The 19016-nt window shown below is 61.2% G+C and carries 14 protein-coding genes; 8 read left to right on the top strand and 6 right to left on the bottom strand.

What is annotated here, in order from left to right; all coding sequences use genetic code 11:
• The first annotated feature begins 29 nt into the window (after positions 1-29).
• From fadA to AC07W7_RS15115, 5 genes are all read left to right on the top strand, one after another.
• Positions 30-1205, top strand: coding sequence for an acetyl-CoA C-acyltransferase FadA (fadA, locus tag AC07W7_RS15095; protein WP_003172567.1), 1176 nt, complete (start codon positions 30-32; stop codon positions 1203-1205).
• A 95-nt stretch (positions 1206-1300) separates the two neighbouring features.
• A complete protein-coding gene (locus AC07W7_RS15100) occupies positions 1301-1537 on the top strand; it encodes a DUF1653 domain-containing protein (RefSeq protein WP_076961267.1) in 237 nt (78 codons plus the stop codon).
• A gap of 114 nt (positions 1538-1651) precedes the next feature.
• Positions 1652-4273 (top strand): type I DNA topoisomerase, encoded by a 2622-nt coding sequence (gene topA / locus AC07W7_RS15105; RefSeq protein WP_495039609.1) that lies wholly within the window; start codon positions 1652-1654, stop codon positions 4271-4273.
• A gap of 129 nt (positions 4274-4402) precedes the next feature.
• Positions 4403-4924: a DUF6586 family protein gene (locus AC07W7_RS15110; RefSeq protein ID WP_076961269.1), complete on the top strand. Its 522-nt coding sequence runs from the start codon at positions 4403-4405 to the stop codon at positions 4922-4924.
• Positions 4925-5122: 198 nt separating this feature from the next.
• On the top strand, positions 5123-5356 hold the full coding sequence (locus tag AC07W7_RS15115) for a hypothetical protein (RefSeq protein ID WP_026136850.1): 234 nt from the start codon (positions 5123-5125) through the stop codon (positions 5354-5356).
• 148 nt (positions 5357-5504) lie between these two features.
• Here AC07W7_RS15115 and sulA read toward each other — a convergent pair whose 3' ends face one another.
• Together sulA and lexA are read right to left on the bottom strand one after the other, a co-directional pair.
• The gene (gene sulA, locus AC07W7_RS15120) at positions 5505-5984 is read right to left on the bottom strand and encodes an SOS-induced cell division inhibitor SulA (RefSeq protein ID WP_076961270.1); all 480 of its coding nucleotides are present in this window, start codon (positions 5982-5984) and stop codon (positions 5505-5507) included.
• Between the two features lie 10 nt (positions 5985-5994).
• Complete coding sequence (lexA, locus tag AC07W7_RS15125) at positions 5995-6603, bottom strand: transcriptional repressor LexA (RefSeq protein ID WP_029300096.1); 609 nt, start codon at positions 6601-6603, stop codon at positions 5995-5997.
• Between the two features lie 263 nt (positions 6604-6866).
• On the opposite strand from lexA, the gene AC07W7_RS15130 reads away from it, so the two are divergent.
• Together AC07W7_RS15130 and nagZ are read left to right on the top strand one after the other, a co-directional pair.
• Positions 6867-7574, top strand: coding sequence for a TetR/AcrR family transcriptional regulator (locus AC07W7_RS15130; RefSeq protein ID WP_076961271.1), 708 nt, complete (start codon positions 6867-6869; stop codon positions 7572-7574).
• 140 nt (positions 7575-7714) lie between these two features.
• A complete protein-coding gene (gene nagZ / locus AC07W7_RS15135) occupies positions 7715-8725 on the top strand; it encodes a beta-N-acetylhexosaminidase (RefSeq protein WP_236309411.1) in 1011 nt (336 codons plus the stop codon).
• A 93-nt stretch (positions 8726-8818) separates the two neighbouring features.
• On the opposite strand, the gene AC07W7_RS15140 is transcribed toward nagZ, so the two are convergent.
• From AC07W7_RS15140 to mfd, 3 genes are read right to left on the bottom strand one after another with little or no spacing between them, the layout of a single operon-like run.
• Positions 8819-11512 (bottom strand): SNF2-related protein, encoded by a 2694-nt coding sequence (locus tag AC07W7_RS15140; protein WP_495039610.1) that lies wholly within the window; start codon positions 11510-11512, stop codon positions 8819-8821.
• Positions 11513-11521: 9 nt separating this feature from the next.
• On the bottom strand, positions 11522-12091 hold the full coding sequence (locus tag AC07W7_RS15145; RefSeq protein WP_495039611.1) for a CsiV family protein: 570 nt from the start codon (positions 12089-12091) through the stop codon (positions 11522-11524).
• A gap of 10 nt (positions 12092-12101) precedes the next feature.
• Positions 12102-15551, bottom strand: a complete 3450-nt coding sequence (gene mfd / locus AC07W7_RS15150) for a transcription-repair coupling factor (protein ID WP_169864814.1) — start codon at positions 15549-15551, stop codon at positions 12102-12104.
• A gap of 338 nt (positions 15552-15889) precedes the next feature.
• Here mfd and AC07W7_RS15155 point away from each other — a divergent pair, with 338 nt between their 5' ends.
• The gene (locus AC07W7_RS15155) at positions 15890-17353 is read left to right on the top strand and encodes a glyceraldehyde-3-phosphate dehydrogenase (protein ID WP_495039612.1); all 1464 of its coding nucleotides are present in this window, start codon (positions 15890-15892) and stop codon (positions 17351-17353) included.
• Between the two features lie 177 nt (positions 17354-17530).
• Here the strand turns inward: AC07W7_RS15155 and AC07W7_RS15160 are convergent, their stop codons facing one another.
• A complete protein-coding gene (locus AC07W7_RS15160) occupies positions 17531-18829 on the bottom strand; it encodes an MFS transporter (protein ID WP_495039613.1) in 1299 nt (432 codons plus the stop codon).
• Positions 18830-19016: the final 187 nt, after the last annotated feature.

The following is a 19016-nucleotide window of genomic DNA, read 5'->3' on the forward strand; positions in this document are numbered from 1 at the left end:
GCGCCCAAACGACTAGAGCGAGAATATTTATGAGCTTGAATCCAAGAGACGTCGTGATTGTCGACTTCGGTCGTACTCCGATGGGCCGCTCCAAGGGCGGCATGCACCGCAACACCCGTGCCGAAGACATGTCGGCGCACCTGATCAGCAAGCTGCTGGAACGCAACGTCAAGGTCGACCCGAACGAAGTCGAGGACGTGATCTGGGGCTGCGTCAACCAGACCCTGGAGCAGGGCTGGAACATCGCGCGCATGGCCTCCTTGATGACGCAGATCCCGCACACTGCGGCTGGCCAGACCGTCAGCCGCCTGTGTGGCTCGTCGATGAGCGCGCTGCACACAGCCGCCCAGGCGATCATGACCGGCAACGGTGATGTGTTTGTGGTCGGCGGCGTGGAGCACATGGGCCACGTCAGCATGATGCACGGCGTCGACCCCAACCCGCACATGTCGCTGTACGCGGCAAAAGCCTCGGGCATGATGGGCCTGACTGCGGAAATGCTCGGCAAGATGCACGGCATCACCCGTGAAGCCCAGGATGCATTCGGCGTGCGTTCCCACCAACTGGCCCACAAGGCCACCGTGGAAGGCAAGTTCAAGGATGAAATCATCCCGATGAACGGCTACGACGAGAATGGTTTCCTGAAACTGTTCGACTACGACGAAACCATTCGTCCAGACACCACCCTGGAAAGCCTGGCGGCCTTGAAGCCGGCGTTCAATCCAAAGGGCGGCACCGTGACAGCCGGTACGTCGTCGCAGATCACCGATGGTGCTTCGTGCATGATCGTGATGTCGGCCCAGCGTGCCCAGGACCTGGGGATCCAGCCTCTGGCAGTGATCCGTTCCATGGCCGTGGCGGGTGTGGACCCGGCGATCATGGGCTATGGTCCAGTACCGGCCACACAAAAAGCCTTGAAGCGCGCAGGTCTGAGCATCTCGGATATCGACTTCTTCGAGCTCAACGAAGCTTTCGCCGCACAGGCCCTGCCCGTGCTGAAAGATTTGAAAGTGCTCGACAAGATGAACGAGAAGGTTAACCTGCACGGCGGTGCGATCGCCTTGGGCCACCCATTCGGTTGCTCCGGTGCACGTATTTCCGGCACTTTGCTTAACGTGATGAAGCAAAATGGCGGCAACCTTGGGGTTGCAACCATGTGCATTGGTCTCGGCCAAGGCATTTCCACCGTCTTCGAACGCGTCTAAGCGTTGGGTTGACGGAAGCCGGGGCCCAGTGCCCCGGTTTTTGTTTTTTGGAATTTTTAATTTTTTTTTAACAAATTTTGTAAGAGGGCCAGAGCATGCAAGTCGAACCAGGGCTCTACCGGCATTATAAAGGTCCCGAGTACCGCGTTTTTAATGTGGCGCGGCACTCCGAGACCGAAGAAGAAGTGGTGTTCTACCAAGCGTTGTATGGCGATTACGGCTTTTGGGTACGCCCCTTGAGCATGTTCCTGGAGACCGTTGAAGTTGACGGCAAGCAGGTCCCGCGCTTTGCTTTGGTGCAGGTCGAACCCAGTCTTTTTTCAGGGCAATAACGGCAGGTTGCGCGCAATGCCGCGCTTGACCTCACTGTGTTGCCACTATATATAGCGTTGCCGCGTCAGGCGCCAACCGCCTTTCTCTTCTCGAATTCAGGAATTTTCCGATCCATGGGCAAATCGCTGGTCATTGTGGAATCCCCGGCTAAGGCCAAGACCATCAACAAGTACTTGGGCAACGAGTACGTGGTGAAGTCGAGTATCGGCCATATCCGAGACCTGCCCACCAGCGGTTCGGCTAGCGCCAGCAAGGAGCCTGCTGCCAAGCGCGGCAAGGCGGCTGCGGGCGAAGGTCCGGTGCTCTCGCCTAAAGAGAAGGCGCGCAAGCAGCTGGTCTCGCGCATGGGTGTGGACCCGGATCATGGCTGGAAGGCCAAGTACGAAATCCTTCCGGGCAAGGAAAAGGTGATCGAGGAGCTGCGCCGGCTCGCCAAGGATGCCGACACCATTTATCTGGCGACGGACTTGGACCGCGAAGGGGAAGCCATTGCCTGGCACCTGCGCGAAGCCATCGGTGGGGACGACAGCCGCTATAAACGCGTGGTGTTCAACGAGATCACCAAGAAGGCGATCCAGGAAGCCTTCTCCAAGCCGGGCGAACTGGACATTGACCGCGTCAATGCCCAGCAAGCGCGGCGCTTTCTCGACCGCGTCGTCGGCTACATGGTCTCGCCACTGCTGTGGGCGAAGATTGCCCGTGGCCTGTCCGCCGGCCGTGTACAGTCGGTAGCGGTCAAGCTGGTGGTGGAGCGCGAACGGGAAATCCGGGCGTTCATCCCGGAAGAATACTGGGAAGTGCATGCCGACCTCGGTACCGCCAAGGGCGCTACCGTGCGCTTTGACGTGGCCCGCGAGAAAGGCGAGGCCTTCAAGCCGCTCAACGAAGCCCAGGCCATGGCTGCGCTGGACAAGCTCAAGGCTTCCAGCTACAGCATCGTCAAGCGCGAAGACAAGCCCACCAGCAGCAAGCCGTCGGCGCCGTTCATCACGTCCACCCTGCAACAGGCCGCGAGCAACCGCCTGGGCTTTGGCGTGAAGAAGACGATGATGATGGCCCAGCGTCTGTACGAAGCGGGCTACATCACGTATATGCGTACCGACTCCACCAACCTGTCGGTGGACGCGGTGGCGATGGCGCGTACCTATATTGAAAGCGAGTTCGGCAAGAAGTACCTGCCGGAGAAGCCAAACGTCTACAGCAGCAAGGAAGGCGCACAAGAGGCTCACGAAGCGATCCGCCCCTCCGATGCCAATACCGAGCCAAGCAAGCTCACGGGCATGGAACGTGACGCTGAGCGCCTCTACGAGCTGATCTGGCGCCAGTTCCTGGCTTGCCAGATGCTGCCGGCGCAATACCTGTCCACCACCGTCACGGTGGGAGCTGGGGACTTCGAGCTGCGTGCCAAGGGCCGTATCCTCAAGTTCGACGGCTACACCCGCGTAATGCCGCAAATCGCCAAGCCGGGCGATGACGACGTGCTGCCGGATATGGCCCAGGGCGATGTGATGAAGCTGATCAAGCTTGATCCGAGCCAGCACTTCACCAAACCGCCGGCCCGTTATTCGGAAGCCAGCCTGGTCAAGGAGATGGAAAAGCGCGGGATCGGTCGTCCTTCGACCTACGCGGCGATCATCTCCACCATTCAGGACCGTGGCTACGTGGCCCTGCATAACCGTCGTTTCTATTCGGAAAAGATGGGCGATATCGTTACCGAACGTTTGTCCGAGAGCTTCTCCAACCTGATGGACTACGGCTTTACCGCCGGCATGGAAGAGAACCTCGATGACGTGGCCCAGGGCGAGCGCGACTGGAAAAACGTACTCGACGAATTCTATGGTGACTTCAAGAAAAAACTCGAAGTCGCCGAGAGCCCGGAAAACGGCATGCGCGCCAACCAGCCGGTGATGACGGATATTCCGTGCACCACCTGCGGGCGGCCGATGCAGATCCGCACCGCGTCTACCGGGGTGTTCCTGGGTTGCTCGGGCTACAGCCTGCCGCCCAAAGAGCGCTGCAAGGCCACGGTCAACCTGGTACCGGGTGATGAAATTGCTGCCGACGACGAGGGTGAATCCGAGTCGCTGGTGCTGCGTGGCAAGCACCGTTGCCCGATCTGCAGCACGGCGATGGATGCCTACCTGCTGGACGAGAAGCACAAGCTGCACATCTGCGGTAATAACCCGGATTGCAACGGCTACGAGATCGAAGAGGGCACCTACCGCATCAAGGGCTACGAAGGTCCGAGCCTGGAGTGCGACAAGTGCGGCAGCGAGATGCAACTCAAGACCGGCCGTTTCGGCAAGTTCTTCGGTTGCACCAACCCAACCTGCAAGAACACCCGCAAACTGCTGAAAAGTGGTGACGCGGCGCCGCCGAAGATGGACCCGGTGAAGATGCCCGAGCTCAAGTGCGAGAAGGTCAACGACACCTACATCCTGCGTGACGGCGCTTCGGGCCTGTTCCTGGCCGCCAGCCAGTTCCCGAAAAACCGCGAGACCCGTGCGCCCCTGGTGCTGGAAATCGTGCCGCACAAGGATGAGATCGATCCCAAGTACCACTTCCTGTGCGAAGCGCCGAAGAAGGATCCCGACGGTCGTCCGGCCGTGATCCGCTACAGCCGCAAGACCAAGGAGCAATACGTGCAGACCGAGGTGGACGGCAAGCCTACGGGCTGGAAGGCGTTCTACGACGGTGGCAAGTGGAAGGTGGAGGACAAGCGCCAGGGTGCTTGATCCCGCTCCTGCATTGAAATAAAGGCCGCCTTCACAGGCGGCCTTTTGTTTTGCGCTTGCAGTGGGCTTGTCTCATCCGTGACACTGTTCAGCCAGCATCACGTTTATGTCGTTGTGGAGACTGCCGTCATGGCCAACGAACTCTATACCCGTACCAACCAGAAAATTTACTTCGCGGGTTTGTCCCTGGAAGCCCTTGGTCGTGCCGAGGAAGGGAAGGAGATGAATGCTATTGCGCTGGTCCAGGCGGGGCGAGAGTCGGCCTTGTTCCATCTATATGGGGCTTTGCTGGGGTTGTGCCATGAAATTGCCGGATTTTATCGCCTGCCCCAGGCGAATGCGCCTCGGGCCGAGGATATCCTGACCCGTGAGGTGCTCGAGTCTATGGCCATCCCCGAGTTGGCCGAACTGGTGGAAATGGCCCGCAGCCCTGACAGTTGGCTGGCCCGTTTGTTGGCTGCCCATTCGGCGCTGTTCCAGCCGCCGCGTGTGCCGCACAAGCCCAAGGGCGATGTGACCCAGCCGTTGATCGTTGCGGTTAGCCTGGAAGAAGAAGGGCCGGAGCCGCTGAGCCGGGCTGAGTTGGAGAGCTGGCGCCAGGAGCTGAAGAAGCTGGCGATCCGCTTTCGGGATGGCTTGAACGAGTGCTGATCGGCAGGACAATGTAGGTGCCGGCTTGCCGACGATAACAATTGATCAAGCAATGCCAAGTTGACTGCCAGAGCGCTATCGCTGGCAAGCCAACGCCTACAGACCATTCATCAAGCCGTAAAGAAAGCTGTTCAGATCCTGAGCGAGGCCGCGTTGATGACTGATATAATGCCGGCCTTTCGTGGAGAACAGATTTTTATGCCAACGTCCTTTCTGGAAATTGTTGAATTGCCCGACGGCCGAATCGAGCTGCGCAGGGCTGAGGACGAGGGTTCTCTGGTGACTTTGGACTTTTCCGAAGACGCCAAAGCGTTCCTGCAAGGCCAGCACGTGGAAGTGGCAAAAGCCATGTTGAGCGTAGGTGTGCAGATGGCGGGGCGTCTGGCTGAAGGCGAACCAGAGAAAGACGACGGTCCACGGGTTCTTCACTGAGCCCGTTTGTCGTTTTAAGATTCAAATACTCAATCGGCTTCTTGGTTCTGTAGAAGCCTTGTGTCCATCGCAGGCACTGACCTGACGTCAGGCTGCAATCGGACGACCTGCAGTGCTCCCGATAACGCGTTGCGCGCCAGTCTCGGACTTATCCCAATCGAATATTCAAGCTTTGTGCATCGCCCGTGCGCGCTGCGCTGATCAACTGCTGCTTGGCCGAAGCACCCAGCGGGTTCAGCCAACTGACGACGGTGTGGCTACGCCCCAGGCGCAATGCCTCGCAGGTCAGTTGCTGAGCGCTCTGGGTGCCGCGTGGTTGCAACAGCAGGATACGCTCGCGGTTCAGGCCCGCATCGCGCAACCAGGCCTGGGTCAGGCTGGCGGGTGGGGCGATTAGGGTCAGCCAGCGGGCGTCCTGCTCCTCGCTCAATTCGCGCAGGATCGGCGCCAGCAGGCTCAGGCAGTTCCCGGCAGCGCCGCGCAACGACAATTCACTGAATACCTCAGGTTCAGCGGGGGCGGTCCATGGGGACTCCACCGCCTCGCTGAGGAGGGGGGCAAGTGGCTGGGCCAAAAAGGCCTCAAACAGCGGCAGTTGTGTGTGTTGTTGCGCGTGTGGGAACTGCATGATGCCTCCGTTAGCGGCGAATAACGCCGACACTCAAGCCTTCGATCACCAGGTCCTGATCCTTCAGGTTGACTTCAATCGGCGAAAACTCGGGGTTTTCTGCCAGCAGCCAGACTTTGCTGCCTTCGCGCTTGAAGCGCTTGACCGTCACTTCGTCGCCAATGCGGGCCACGACGATCTGGCCGTTGCGCGCTTCGCGGGTGGTGTGCACGGCCAGCAGGTCACCGTCGAAGATGCCCACGTCCTTCATGCTCATGCCATGGACCCGCAACAGGTAGTCGGCGCGAGGGTGGAAGAAGGTCGGGTTGATATTGCAGGATTCCTCGACGTGCTGTTGTGCCAGAATCGGCGCACCGGCAGCGACCCGGCCAATGATCGGCAGCGTCGATTCGTCGGCCTTGGCTTCAAAGCCGGGAATACGAATGCCACGGGATGCACCCGGGGTCATTTCGATCGCGCCCTTGCGAGCAAGGGCCTTCAGGTGTTCTTCGGCAGCATTGGGGGATTTGAACCCCAGCTCCAGGGCGATTTCTGCCCGGGTCGGCGGATAGCCGTTGTCGTCGAGGCAGCGCTTGATAAAAGCGAGAATCTCAGCTTGGCGTGGCGTCAGTTTTAGCATGTTGATCGCTCTGTCTTTTTATACAGTGACTGGGATTATATACAGTGAACTGCGCTTGGCAATCATCGTTTTTGCCGACTCCGCCGGACGGTCATCTGTCGGCCCTTGCAAAGCCTGGAGACAGCGCTGCCTACAGGTTGTTGAAGATGTGATTAAATAGGTGCGAATCGGGTGACTGCCCGGCCGGAAAACGGACCTGCAGGCTTGACATTGCACAAGGTGAAACGTATGTTTCAAACAAGTGTTTGTCAGGCGGAGTAGCCATGGCCCAGTCGGAAACCGTTGAACGCATTCTCGATGCTGCCGAGCAGTTGTTCGCGGAAAAAGGATTTGCTGAAACTTCATTGCGGCTGATCACCAGCAAGGCCGGGGTCAACCTGGCGGCAGTGAACTATCATTTCGGCTCGAAAAAAGCCCTGATCCAGGCGGTGTTCTCACGCTTTCTGGGGCCGTTCTGCGTTAGCCTCGACCGTGAGCTGGAGCGACGCCAGGCCAAGCCCGACAACAAGCCGAGCCTGGAAGACCTGCTGGAAATCCTCGTTGAGCAAGCCCTGGTGGTACAGCCGCGCAGCGGCAACGACCTGTCGATTTTCATGCGCCTCTTGGGCCTGGCCTTCAGCCAGAGCCAGGGCCACTTGCGCCGTTACCTCGAAGACATGTACGGCAAGGTATTCCGTCGCTACATGTTGCTGGTCAACGAAGCCGCCCCGCGTATTCCCCCCATCGAATTGTTCTGGCGCGTGCACTTCATGCTCGGTGCCGCGGCGTTCAGCATGTCCGGGATCAAGGCCTTGCGCGCCATTGCCGAAACCGATTTCGGCGTCAACACCTCCATTGAGCAGGTGATGCGCCTGATGGTGCCGTTCCTGGCGGCCGGCATGCGCGCGGAAAGCGGGGTTACCGACGCGGCCATGGCGGCCGCCCAACTGCGCCCGCGCAGCAAGTCCGTCCCCGTGGCCGCCAAGGTTTAACCGCTGGCGTCTGGGCGCAACTGCTTGCATCCGCTAAGCTAGCCGCCCATGCCGATTTCAACTCGTTACCCGCACCCCACCGCCTTGCCCGGCTCGACCAGGCGAGGTGGTGGCGCGCGCGCGTCATTCAAGGAAAATTTATGACTGCTGCCCTGCAAGGCTCTTTGATGGTGGACGTCGCCGGCACCTGGCTGACGGCTGAAGATCGCCACTTGTTGCGCCAGCCTGAAGTGGGTGGCCTGATCATTTTTGCGCGCAATATCGAGCATCCGCGCCAGGTGCGGGAATTGAGCGCCGCCATTCGTGCGGTGCGCCCGGACCTGTTGCTGGCCGTTGACCAGGAAGGCGGTCGGGTCCAGCGCCTGCGCCAGGGGTTTGTCCGCCTGCCGGCCATGCGGGCGCTGGCGGACAATGCCAATGCCGAATACCTGGCCGAGCAGTGCGGCTGGGTCATGGCCACGGAAGTGCTGGCGGTTGGCCTGGACCTGAGCTTCGCCCCGGTGCTGGACCTCGACTACCAGCGCAGCGCAGTGGTGGGCACACGCTCGTTCGAGGGCGATCCCGAGCGCGCCGCGCTGCTGGCCGGCGCCTTTATCCGGGGCATGAACAGCGCCGGCATGGCCGCCACCGGCAAACACTTCCCGGGGCATGGTTGGGCCGAGGCAGATTCCCACGTCGCCATTCCCAATGATGAGCGCAGCCTGGAACAGATTCGTGCTCATGACCTGGTGCCGTTCGCGCGCCTGAGCAAGCACTTGGCCGCCGTCATGCCGGCCCATGTCATTTACCCGCAGGTGGATAACCAGCCGGCCGGCTTCTCGCGCCGTTGGCTGCAGGACATCCTGCGCGGCGAACTGCAGTTCGACGGGGTGATTTTCAGTGATGACCTGTCCATGGCCGGTGCCCATGTGGTGGGGGACGCGGCGAGCCGGATCGAGGCTGCTTTAAGTGCTGGCTGCGACATGGGCCTGGTGTGCAATGACCGCGGGGCCGCCGAGCTGGCCCTGAGTGCTGCCCAGCGCATGAAGGTCACGCCGTCGGCCCGCATTGCCCGGATGCGTGGGCAGGCGATGGCGTCGACTGACTATAAGCAGGACCCGCGTTGGTTGGCGGCGCTCGGTGCGCTTCGGGATGCTCAGTTGATCGAATAAGACTGAGGCGCGTCTAGCGCAGGCAAGCTCCCACATTTTGAATGTATTCACAGAGCAAAATGTGGGAGCTTGCCTGCGATAGTGACCTAACGGTCAACGCTTCTCTTGCTTATTGGGCAGTGGCGCAAACAGCGCCTCGATCTCCTCGTTGCCCAGCTTCCAGTCGCCCGTGGTACGACCCTCCAGTACGCCCGCCGCCAGGTCTGATTTTTCCTGCTGCAAGGCCTGGATTTTCTCTTCTACGGTGCCGCGGGCAATCATCTTGTACACAAACACCGGCTTCTCCTGGCCAATGCGGTACGCACGGTCGGTGGCCTGGTTTTCCGTGGCCGGGTTCCACCAGGGGTCGTAGTGGATCACGGTGTCGGCTTCGGTCAGGTTAAGCCCCACGCCACCGGCCTTGAGGCTGATCAGGAAGATTTGCAGCTTGCCGCTCTGGAAGTCCCTGACCGGCGCGCGCCGATCGCGGGTCTGACCGGTCAGCAAGGCATAGGCGACCCCGCGTTTTTTCAGCTCGATTTCAATCAGGCTGAGCATCGAAGTGAACTGCGAGAACAGCAAAATCCTGCGTCCTTCGGCAAACAGTTCGTCGAGCATCTCCATCAGGCTGTCGAGCTTGCCGGAGCTACTGCCACGGGCGGGCGGGGTGGCATCGTTGACCAGGCGCAGGTCGCAGCAGACCTGGCGCAGCTTGAGCAGCGCTTCCAGAATGATGATCTGGCTACGGGCCACGCCCTTGCGGGTGATCTCGTCGCGCACCTTTTTGTCCATGGCCAGGCGCATGGTTTCGTACACGTCGCGCTGGGCTTCGTTGAGCTCCACCCAGTGGATGATCTCCGTCTTGGGCGGTAACTCAGTGGCCACCTGCTCCTTGGTGCGGCGCAGCAGAAACGGCTTGATCCGACCGTTGAGGTGTTGCAATCGCACGTCGCTGCCGCGTTTTTCGATGGGCACGCGGTAATCACGGTTGAAGCTTTTTACATCGCCCAGCCAGCCCGGCAGCAGGAAGTGGAACAGCGACCACAGCTCGCCCAGGTGGTTTTCCAGGGGCGTGCCGCTCAGGCACAGGCGCTGGCGTGCATTCAGCTCGCGGGCGGCCTGGGCGGCCTTGCTGGTGGGGTTCTTGATGTATTGGGCTTCGTCGAGAATCAAAACATGCAAGGGCTGCGCGGCCAGTTGCTCGATGTCTTTGGGCAGCAGGGCGTAGGTGGTCAGCAGCAGGTCGTAATCGTGCAACTGGGCGAAGTGTTTCTTGCGCCCGGCACCGTACAGCGCCAGCACCTTGAGCTGCGGGGTGAAGTGCGCGGCTTCGTCGAGCCAGTTGGGGATCAGGCTGGTGGGCATCACCACCATGCATGGCCGGTCCAGGCGCCCGGCGATTTTTTCGCTGAGAATATGCGCCAGGGTCTGCAGGGTTTTGCCCAGGCCCATGTCGTCCGCGAGAATCCCGCCCACTTCCAGTTGGCGCAGGGACTGCATCCAGCTCAGGCCTTCGAGCTGGTAGGGGCGCAACGTGGCGTTCAGGCCTTCGGGGGCGGTGCAGGTGAAGTCCTTGATGTCGCGCAGGCGCTGGGCAAAGCTGCGGATCTGCTCGCCACCTTCCCATTGCAGGGGCAGGTCTTCCAGCGGGTTGAGGCGAATGGCGTCGGCCTTGGCCAGGCGCAAGACGGTGGTGCCGGGCTCTTGCAGGTAGAACTCGCCGAGGGTCGCCAGCACCGGTTTGAGCCGGCCATAGGGCAGGGCGACTTGCAGCGGGCCGTGGCCGCCATTGGGCAGGCCGGGGATGTTCACCAGGATCAGTTCGTCGTCGCGGCGGCGCGCGAGCTTTTCCGGGTTGAGGATTTCGGTGTGGGAGCGCATCAGGTTCAACAGGATCGGCAGCAGGCTCAGGCGTTCGCCATTGACGATAATCCCCAGCTCCAGGTCGAACCAATCGCGCTCCGGCACTTCATCGACGCTGGCGTACCAGTCATCGACCGGGCTCAGGTCGAAGCCGAAATCTTCATCGATCTGCAACTCCCAGCCCTCGGCACGCAAGGTCGGTGAGGCATTGAGGGTGAAGTTCAGCCAGGCGCTGTCATTGACCATCTCAAATAGCTCGCCGGCGCTTTCCGGCAAGGCCTTGCTCTGGCGGGTGGCGATCTTGAAGCCCAGCAGGCGCAGTTGCTCGCGAAACCCTTGCTCGACCTCGGGGTGACGCTTGATCCGCAGGCTCTGGGTCTCCTGGCGCACCATGATATCGGCGTTTTTCTGGCCGCTGACGTAGTTGCCCAGGTAGTTGAACGACAGCGCCGCCCGGTGCTGGATATAGCGCTGCATCTTGCCGTTGCGCGGCTCAAAGGCGCTGAACTCGATGCTGGCCAGCCACAGCCGGGGAATGGGCTGCACATCCTCGAGCACCACTTGCGGCAGGACCACGCGGTTATCCAGCACGGCCTGCAGCTTTTCCAGCAGCTCGGCATCCTTGGCCGCTGCCGGGTAGGCCAGGGTTTCCTGGACTTGCAGCAGCACCGCCGCGATATGTTTGCAATTGGTGTGCACCGGGCAGGAGCAACGGCTGTCCACCAGGATCAGGGCGCCCTTGGCCGATTCGCGCAGGGAGATGGTCTGGCGATACACATTGCCGCCCGAGCCTTCGCAGCTGGCGATAATGGTGCTGTCGCCGGACTCGACAATCCGCACGCGGTTTTCCAGGGCGTAGCGCCGGCCGCGCTCCAGGCTTTGTTCCTTGAAGCGGTTGGCCCAGGAAGGGGCCAGGGGCTTGGTCAGCGGCGACGGCAGGGACATGGCGCTGGATCAGTCTGCCAGGCCGGGCGGCGGTGCGCTCGGTGGCTTGGCGGTGAGGGAGGTGATCTTGATCAGCAAGGCCAGGTGGCCGCCGTCCAGGTAGTTGAGCTGGTTGTTCTTGGTGCGCACGTCCGGCTGGCTCAGGTGTTCGCTGGCAATCACGCTACCGTTGTTGTCGAACTGGTTGAGCCAGAAGCTCGCATCAATGCTGGTGAAGCGCCCCAGTTTCAGCTCCAGGGCGCCCTGGATCGGGTACTGGCCGAACTGTTCCTGGCCGTCGGTGATTTTCACCTTCACCGGCTGTTCGCCCAGGGTCTGTTCCCAGGCCTTGTGCAGCAGCACAGTGTAGTCGCCGCTGGCCTGGAGTTTGTCGACGATGTTGTTCAGGCGCGGCGGGCTGATTTTCTCGCCTCCCTGGCGGGGTAGGCCGGCATCCCAGTTTTCCGGGGCCGGCCGGCTGTTGACCGGCGGCTCCGCATTCTGGCGGATCAGGATCATTTCCACCTGGTAGAGGCTGTCGGCAAACGCCGAAGGTGCGACTACTACCCACAACAGGCTCAGGATACGAAGCAGGCGCATGGGATGTCCTTCAAGCAGATTTCGGGATAAGGCGCTCAAACAGCGCCTCCAATGTATTAAAGCGTTCTTCGGCACGTTCCATCGGCACCATGAACTTGAACAGCGTGGCACCTTCGAATTTGTAACGGTTGGGCTGGCCCTGGATCAACTTGATCAGCACCAACGGGTCCACCGGCGTCTGTGCTTCAAACTCGATACGCCCGCCCTGGGGGCCGGCATCGACCTTCTTGATGCCCAATTGCTCGGCCTGCAACTTGAGCAGGGTCAGGCGCACCAGGTTCTTGGTCGGTTCCGGCAGCAGGCCGAAGCGGTCGATCATCTCCACTTGCAGGTCCTTGAGGCCTTCTTCGTCGGTGGCCGAGGCGATGCGCTTGTACAGGATCAGCCGGGCATGCACATCCGGCAGATAGTCCTCGGGAATCAACGCCGGCAGGCGCAGGTTGATTTCCGGGCCGCCGCCCAGGGGTTGGTCCAGGTTCGGTTGCTCGCCTTTGCGGATGGCCTTCACCGCACGCTCCAGCATCTCCATATACAGGGTAAAGCCCACGGCCTGGATCTGCCCGCTCTGGCCGTCGCCCAGCAGTTCGCCGGCGCCACGGATTTCCAGGTCGTTGGTGGCCAGCACAAAGCCCGCGCCCAGGTCCTGGGTGTTGGCGATGGCTTCCAGGCGCTTTTCGGCATCGCCGGTAATTTGCTGGCGCGGTGGCGTTAGCAGGTAGGCATAGGCCTGGTGGTGACTGCGGCCGACCCGGCCACGCAACTGGTGCAGTTGCGCCAGGCCGAATTTGTCGGCGCGCTCGATGATAATGGTGTTGGCGCTCGGCACGTCGATGCCGGTCTCGATGATGGTCGAGGCGATCAGCACGTTGAAGCGCTTGTGGTAGAAGTCGCTCATCACCTGTTCGAGTTCGCGCTCGCGCATCTGCCCGTGGCCGATGCCGATCCGCGCTTCCGGCACCAGTTCGGCGAGGTCGGCGGCGCATTTCTCGATGGTTTTCACATCGTTGTGCAGGTAGTAGACTTGGCCGCCGCGCAGCAATTCGCGCAACAGGGCTTCCTTGATCGTGCTTTTGTTCTGCTCCATGACGAAGGTGCGCACCGACAAGCGTCGCGCCGGCGGCGTGGCGATGATCGACAGGTCGCGCATGCCCGACACCGCCATGTTCAGCGTGCGCGGGATCGGCGTGGCGGTCAGGGTCAGGATATCGACCTCGCTACGCAGGGCCTTGAGTTGCTCCTTTTGGCGCACGCCAAAGCGGTGCTCTTCGTCGATGATCACCAGGCCCAGGTTCTTGATCTTCACATCGTCCGACAGCAGCTTGTGCGTACCGATCACGATATCGATCTTGCCTTCGGCCAAGTCGGCGACGGCTGCGTTGACTTCCTTGGCCGACTTGAAGCGGCTCATTACCTCCACGGTCACCGGCCAATCGGCGAAGCGGTCGCGAAAGCTGTTGTAGTGCTGCTGGGCGAGCAGGGTGGTCGGCACCAGGATTGCCACCTGGCGGCCGCCATGCACCGCGATAAACGCGGCGCGCATCGCCACTTCGGTCTTGCCGAAGCCCACATCGCCACACACCAGGCGGTCCATGGGCTTGGGCGCAAGCATATCGGCGCGCACGGCGTCGATGGTGGTTTGCTGGTCCGGGGTTTCTTCAAAGGCGAAGCCGGCGCTGAAGGTGGCGTAGTCGGCCTTCGGGTCGGCGAACGCATACCCTTCGCGGGCTGCGCGGCGGGCATAGATGTCCAGCAGTTCGGCGGCCACGTCGCGCACCTGTTCGGCGGCCTTGCGCTTGGCTTTCTGCCAGGTCTCGGAGCCCAGGCGGTGCAACGGCGCCAGGGCGTCGTCGCTGCCGGTGTAGCGGGCGATCAGGTGCAGGTTGGCCACCGGCACGTAGAGCTTGGCGCCCTCGGCGTATTCCATGGTGAGGAATTCGGCGGCCTGGTTGTCGATCTCCAGGGTCTGCAGGCCCAGGTAGCGCCCCACACCGTGGTCGATATGCACCACCGGCGCGCCTTCGCGCAGTTCGGTGAGGTTCTTGATCACCGCGTCGTTGTTGGCATCGGCGCGTTTTTCCCGGCGCCTGCGTTGCATCACGCGTTGGCCGAACAGCGGGCTCTCGGCAATCAGCGCCAGGGCCGGATCATCCAGTTGCAGGCCTTCGTTGAGCGGGGCAATGGTGATCGCCAGGCGATCCTTGCCAGCCACGAAGTCCGGCCAGCTGTCGACGGTTTTTGGCCGCAGCTTCAGGCGTTCCAGCAACTCCAGCAGCACTTCGCGGCGCCCGGCGGATTCGGCGGTAAACAGCACGCGACCGGGGAAGTCGCCGAGGAAGTCGGACAACGCTTGCAGCGGCTGGCTGGCCTTGGCCTCGATGGCCAGGTTCGGCAGGGTCTGGGCCGGGAAGCGTTCGCGACCGACGCCGGCTTCCACATCTTGCTGGCTGGCAACCACGCGCGGCCAGTTCTTGAGGCGGGCGAAGCAGTCTTCTACCGGCAGGAACAGCTCGGCAGGCGGCAATAACGGCCGGGATGGATCGACGCGGCGCTCTTCATAGCGGTTGCGTACGTCGTTCCAGAAGTTTTCCGCTGCCTGCTCGATGCCCGGCAACGAGAACACCTGGGTGTCCTGGGGCAGGTAGTCGAACAGGGTCGAGGTTTCGTCGAAGAACAGTGGCAGGTAGTACTCGATACCGGCGGGGGTAATCCCGCTGCTCAAGTCCTGGAAGATCGGGCAGCGGCGGAAGTCCACGTCAAAACGTTCGCGAAAGCGCGCCTTGAAGCGCGTGACCGCGTCTTTTTGCAGAGGGAACTCCCGGGCCGGCAGCAGTTTGATCGACTGCACCTTGTCGATGGAGCGCTGGTTTTCCGGGTCGAAGGTGCGCAGGGTCTCGATTTCGTCATCGAACAGGTCGATGCGGTAGGGCAGTTTGCTGCCCATCGGGAACAGGTCGATCAGCGCGCCGCGCACGGCGAACTCACCATGCTCGTACACCGTATCGACGCAGCGGTAGCCGCTGGCTTCCAGGCGCGTGCGCATTTGCTCCACGTCGAGCTTCTGGCCGATATCCAGCACCAGGCTGCTGCCCAGCAGGAACTTGGTCGGCGCCAGGCGGTGCAGGGCCGTGGTGATCGGCACCACCAGCACGCCGTGGGCCAGTTCCGGCAAGCGGTACAGGCTGGCGATGCGTTGGGAGATGATGTCCTGGTGCGGCGAGAACAAGTCGTAGGGCAGGGTTTCCCAGTCCGGGAAATGCAGCACCGGCAAATCGGGGGCGAAGAAGCTCAGCTCCTGCTCCAGCCGCTCGGCGCTTTGGCTGTCGGCGGTCAATAGCAGGGTAAAGCGCTTGGCTGCACTGGCAGCCTCGGCAATGGCCAGGCTCAGGGCGGCACCGGGCAAATTGCCCCAATGCTGTTTACCTGCCTCGGCAGGGAGTAGCGGTAGACGCAGGACGGGCACGGAAGGTTGAGCTCCAGCGTTGCGACAAAGTCGGTAATTGTAACGGCCTGGAGTGCCGCCTGTCAGTTGCTGACTGTGCCTAATACGGTTTGTAGGAAATGTAGTGGCTAAGACAAACAATGCGCGGTTTTGACTCGGTATGTAGTGCAAAAATGTACATATGTTTCGGAGGGTTACGGATAAGTCGCCAGGGCCTTTCCCCAAGGGGTGCGCTGGAAGCCGCGTATTTACTGGGCTGCGCCGCGGCAAAAATTATGTGCAAGGGCTTTTGTTGCGTGACGCGCATTGCTCAGGGGGCGGCCTGGCGGCATAATGTAGCCCCTTTTTTCAGCCCCTACATGTGGAAGGTTCCCGTGACTCAGAAGCCCGACCAGTGTCTTGGTGAATGGATCGACCGTGAAGCACTCGCAGAAGCGATGATCCCGCTTATCGGTCAGCTGTACCGCAATAACAATGTGGTGAGCTCGATCTATGGCCGCAGCCTGATCAACCAATCAGTCATCGCGATTCTCAAGGCTCATCGCTTTGCTCGCCATCGTTCTGCCGACGATAGCGAACTCTCCGTCCACGAAACATTCCCTCTGCTTAAAGCCATGAGCGAGCTCAAGCTCGGCGCGGCCTCGGTAGACCTGGGCAAGTTGGCGTTCAAATTCCGCGCCCAAGGCAATGGCCGCAGCGCCGAGCAGTTCGTGCGTGAAGAACTGGCCGACGTGGTTGGCCAGCAAAACGCCGCATCCCGTAAAGGCACCGACGTGGTGTTGTACGGCTTCGGTCGTATCGGCCGCCTGCTGGCACGCATCCTGATCGAAAAGACCGGCGGTGGCGACGGCCTGCGCCTGCGGGCTATTGTCGTGCGCAAAGGCGCCGAGAATGATCTGACCAAGCGCGCCAGCCTCTTGCGCCGCGACTCGGTACACGGTTCGTTCAATGGCACCATCACCATCGACGAAGAAAACAACACCATCACCGCCAACGGTAACCTGATCCAGGTGATCTACGCGAAGAGCCCGACCGAGGTGGATTACACCCAGTACGGCATCCAGAACGCCTTGCTGGTGGACAACACCGGCGTCTGGCGCGATGCCGACGGCCTGGGCCAGCACCTGGCCTGCCCGGGGATCGACCGCGTGGTGTTGACTGCGCCTGGTAAAGGCAAGCTGAAGAACATCGTTCACGGCATCAACCACAACGAAATCACCGCTGACGACAAGATCGTGTCTGCCGCTTCCTGCACCACCAACGCCATCGTGCCGGTGCTCAAGGCGGTGAATGACAAGTTCGGCATCATCAACGGCCACGTCGAGACCGTTCACTCGTACACCAACGACCAGAACCTGATCGACAACTTCCACAAGGGCGATCGCCGTGGCCGTAGCGCCGCGCTGAACATGGTGATCACCGAGACCGGTGCGGCCACCGCTGCTGCCAAGGCCCTGCCTGAGCTGGCCGGCAAGCTGACCGGTAACGCGATCCGTGTACCCACGCCGAACGTGTCGATGGCCATTCTCAACCTCAACCTTGAGAAAGCCGCTACCCGTGAAGAGATGAACGAGTACCTGCGCTACATGGCGCTGCACTCCGATCTGCATAAGCAAATCGACTTCGTCAACTCCCAGGAAGTGGTCTCCACCGACTTCGTTGGCTCGCGCCACGCCGGTGTGGTCGATGCTGAAGCGACCATCACCCAGGATAACCGCGTTGTACTGTACGTCTGGTACGACAACGAGTTCGGTTACAGCTGCCAGGTGGTGCGCGTGATGGAAGACATGGCTGGGGTCAACCCGCCTGCGTTTCCGCGCTAAGCATTAGCGGTAGATGAAAAAGCCCCGGCTGGTTCGGGGCTTTTTTGTGTCTGGGGATTTTGTGTTGGGTTTGAAGGCCTCATCGCGGGCAAGCCCGCTCCCACAGTTTGATTTGCGAATACATTCAAATGTGGGAGTGGGCTTGTCGGGCCGCCGCATCGCCGCGATAGCGATCTATCAGGCTCCACCGACTACCGAAGCCTGTGCAGTGCGCAGTTCATGCCGATTACCCTTGAACAGCACCAAGGTCGCAATCAACCCCAGCACCGCCGCCCCACTGAGCCAGATCCCCGGCGCGGCCTTGTTATCCAGCACATGGATCAGGTAGGTGCAGGCGGCCGGGGTAAAGCCGCCAAAGGTTGCGGTCGCCAGGCTGTAGGCCAGGGAGAAACCGGTGGTGCGGACTTCCACCGGCATGATCTCGGTCAGGGCTACCACCATGGCGCCGTTATATGAGCCATACAGGAAGGACAGCCACAACAGCACGATCAGCAGGTGGCTGAAACTCGGATTGACCACCAGCCACGACAACGCCGGGTATGCCGTGAGAATCGCCAGAATCGTCGCACCGAGCAGCAAGGGTTTACGGCCGATCTTGTCGGACACCGCCCCCATCACCGGCAGCCAGATAAAGTTGGAAATGCCCACGCACACGGTGACCAATAGCGCATCCAGGTCCGACAGGTGCAACTCGGCTTTGCCGAAGGTCGGGGTATAGGCGGTGATCAGGTAGAACGATACGGTGGTCATCACCACCAGCGCCATGCCCGCCAGGACGATGCCAAAGTTCTGGCCAATGGAGCGGATGATTTCCTGCAGGGTAGGGCGATGCTTGCGCGCCTGGAATTCCGGGGTTTCCTCCAGGGAGCGGCGAATCACGAAGATCACCGGCACGATCAGGCAGCCGATCAGGAACGGCACGCGCCAGCCCCATTCGCCCATTTCCTCGGGGCTTAGCCAGTGGTTCAGGCCTACCCCCAGCAGGCCGGCGAACACCACCGCAGCTTGTTGGCTGGCGGACTGCCAGCTGACGAAAAAGCCCTTGCGCCCCGGCGTGGCGATTTCCGCCAGGTATACCGAGACCCCGCCCAGTTCGACACCCGCCGAGAAGCCTTGCAGCAACCGGCCAAACAGCACGATCAGCGGTGCGGCCACCCCAAGGGTGGCATAGCCGGGCACGCAGGCGATCAACACGGTGCCGGCGGCCATCATGGCCAGGGTGATCACCAGGCCTTTTTTACGGCCATGGCGGTCGATGTAGGCGCCGAGGAAGATCGCCCCCAGCGGGCGCATCAGGAACCCGGCACCGAAGGTGGCCAGGGACAACATCAGGGACGCAAAGGCGCTGTCGGTAGGGAAGAAGGTCTTGGCAATGGCCGTGGCGTAGAAGCCGTAGACCATGAAGTCGAACATTTCGAGGAAGTTACCGCTGACAACGCGAAAGATCGCCTTGCCTTTGCCCGTGGTGCTGGCCATGTCATTTACTCAACTGGCTATCTTGTTGGAAATCCCTGGTCGTCGTTCATCCTTGCTGCAAGGTCTGGGCGCGAGCGGGCGCCGAAGAGTTTTGTAACCATATGTGTATCTGTCTTGGCGAGCAACAAAAACCGTTAGCAAGCTGGCTAGTTGCTCCACGCCAACCCTCGCCAGGCGACGACATGCC

Source organism: Pseudomonas sp. GW821-FHT01D09, from assembly GCF_059422465.1.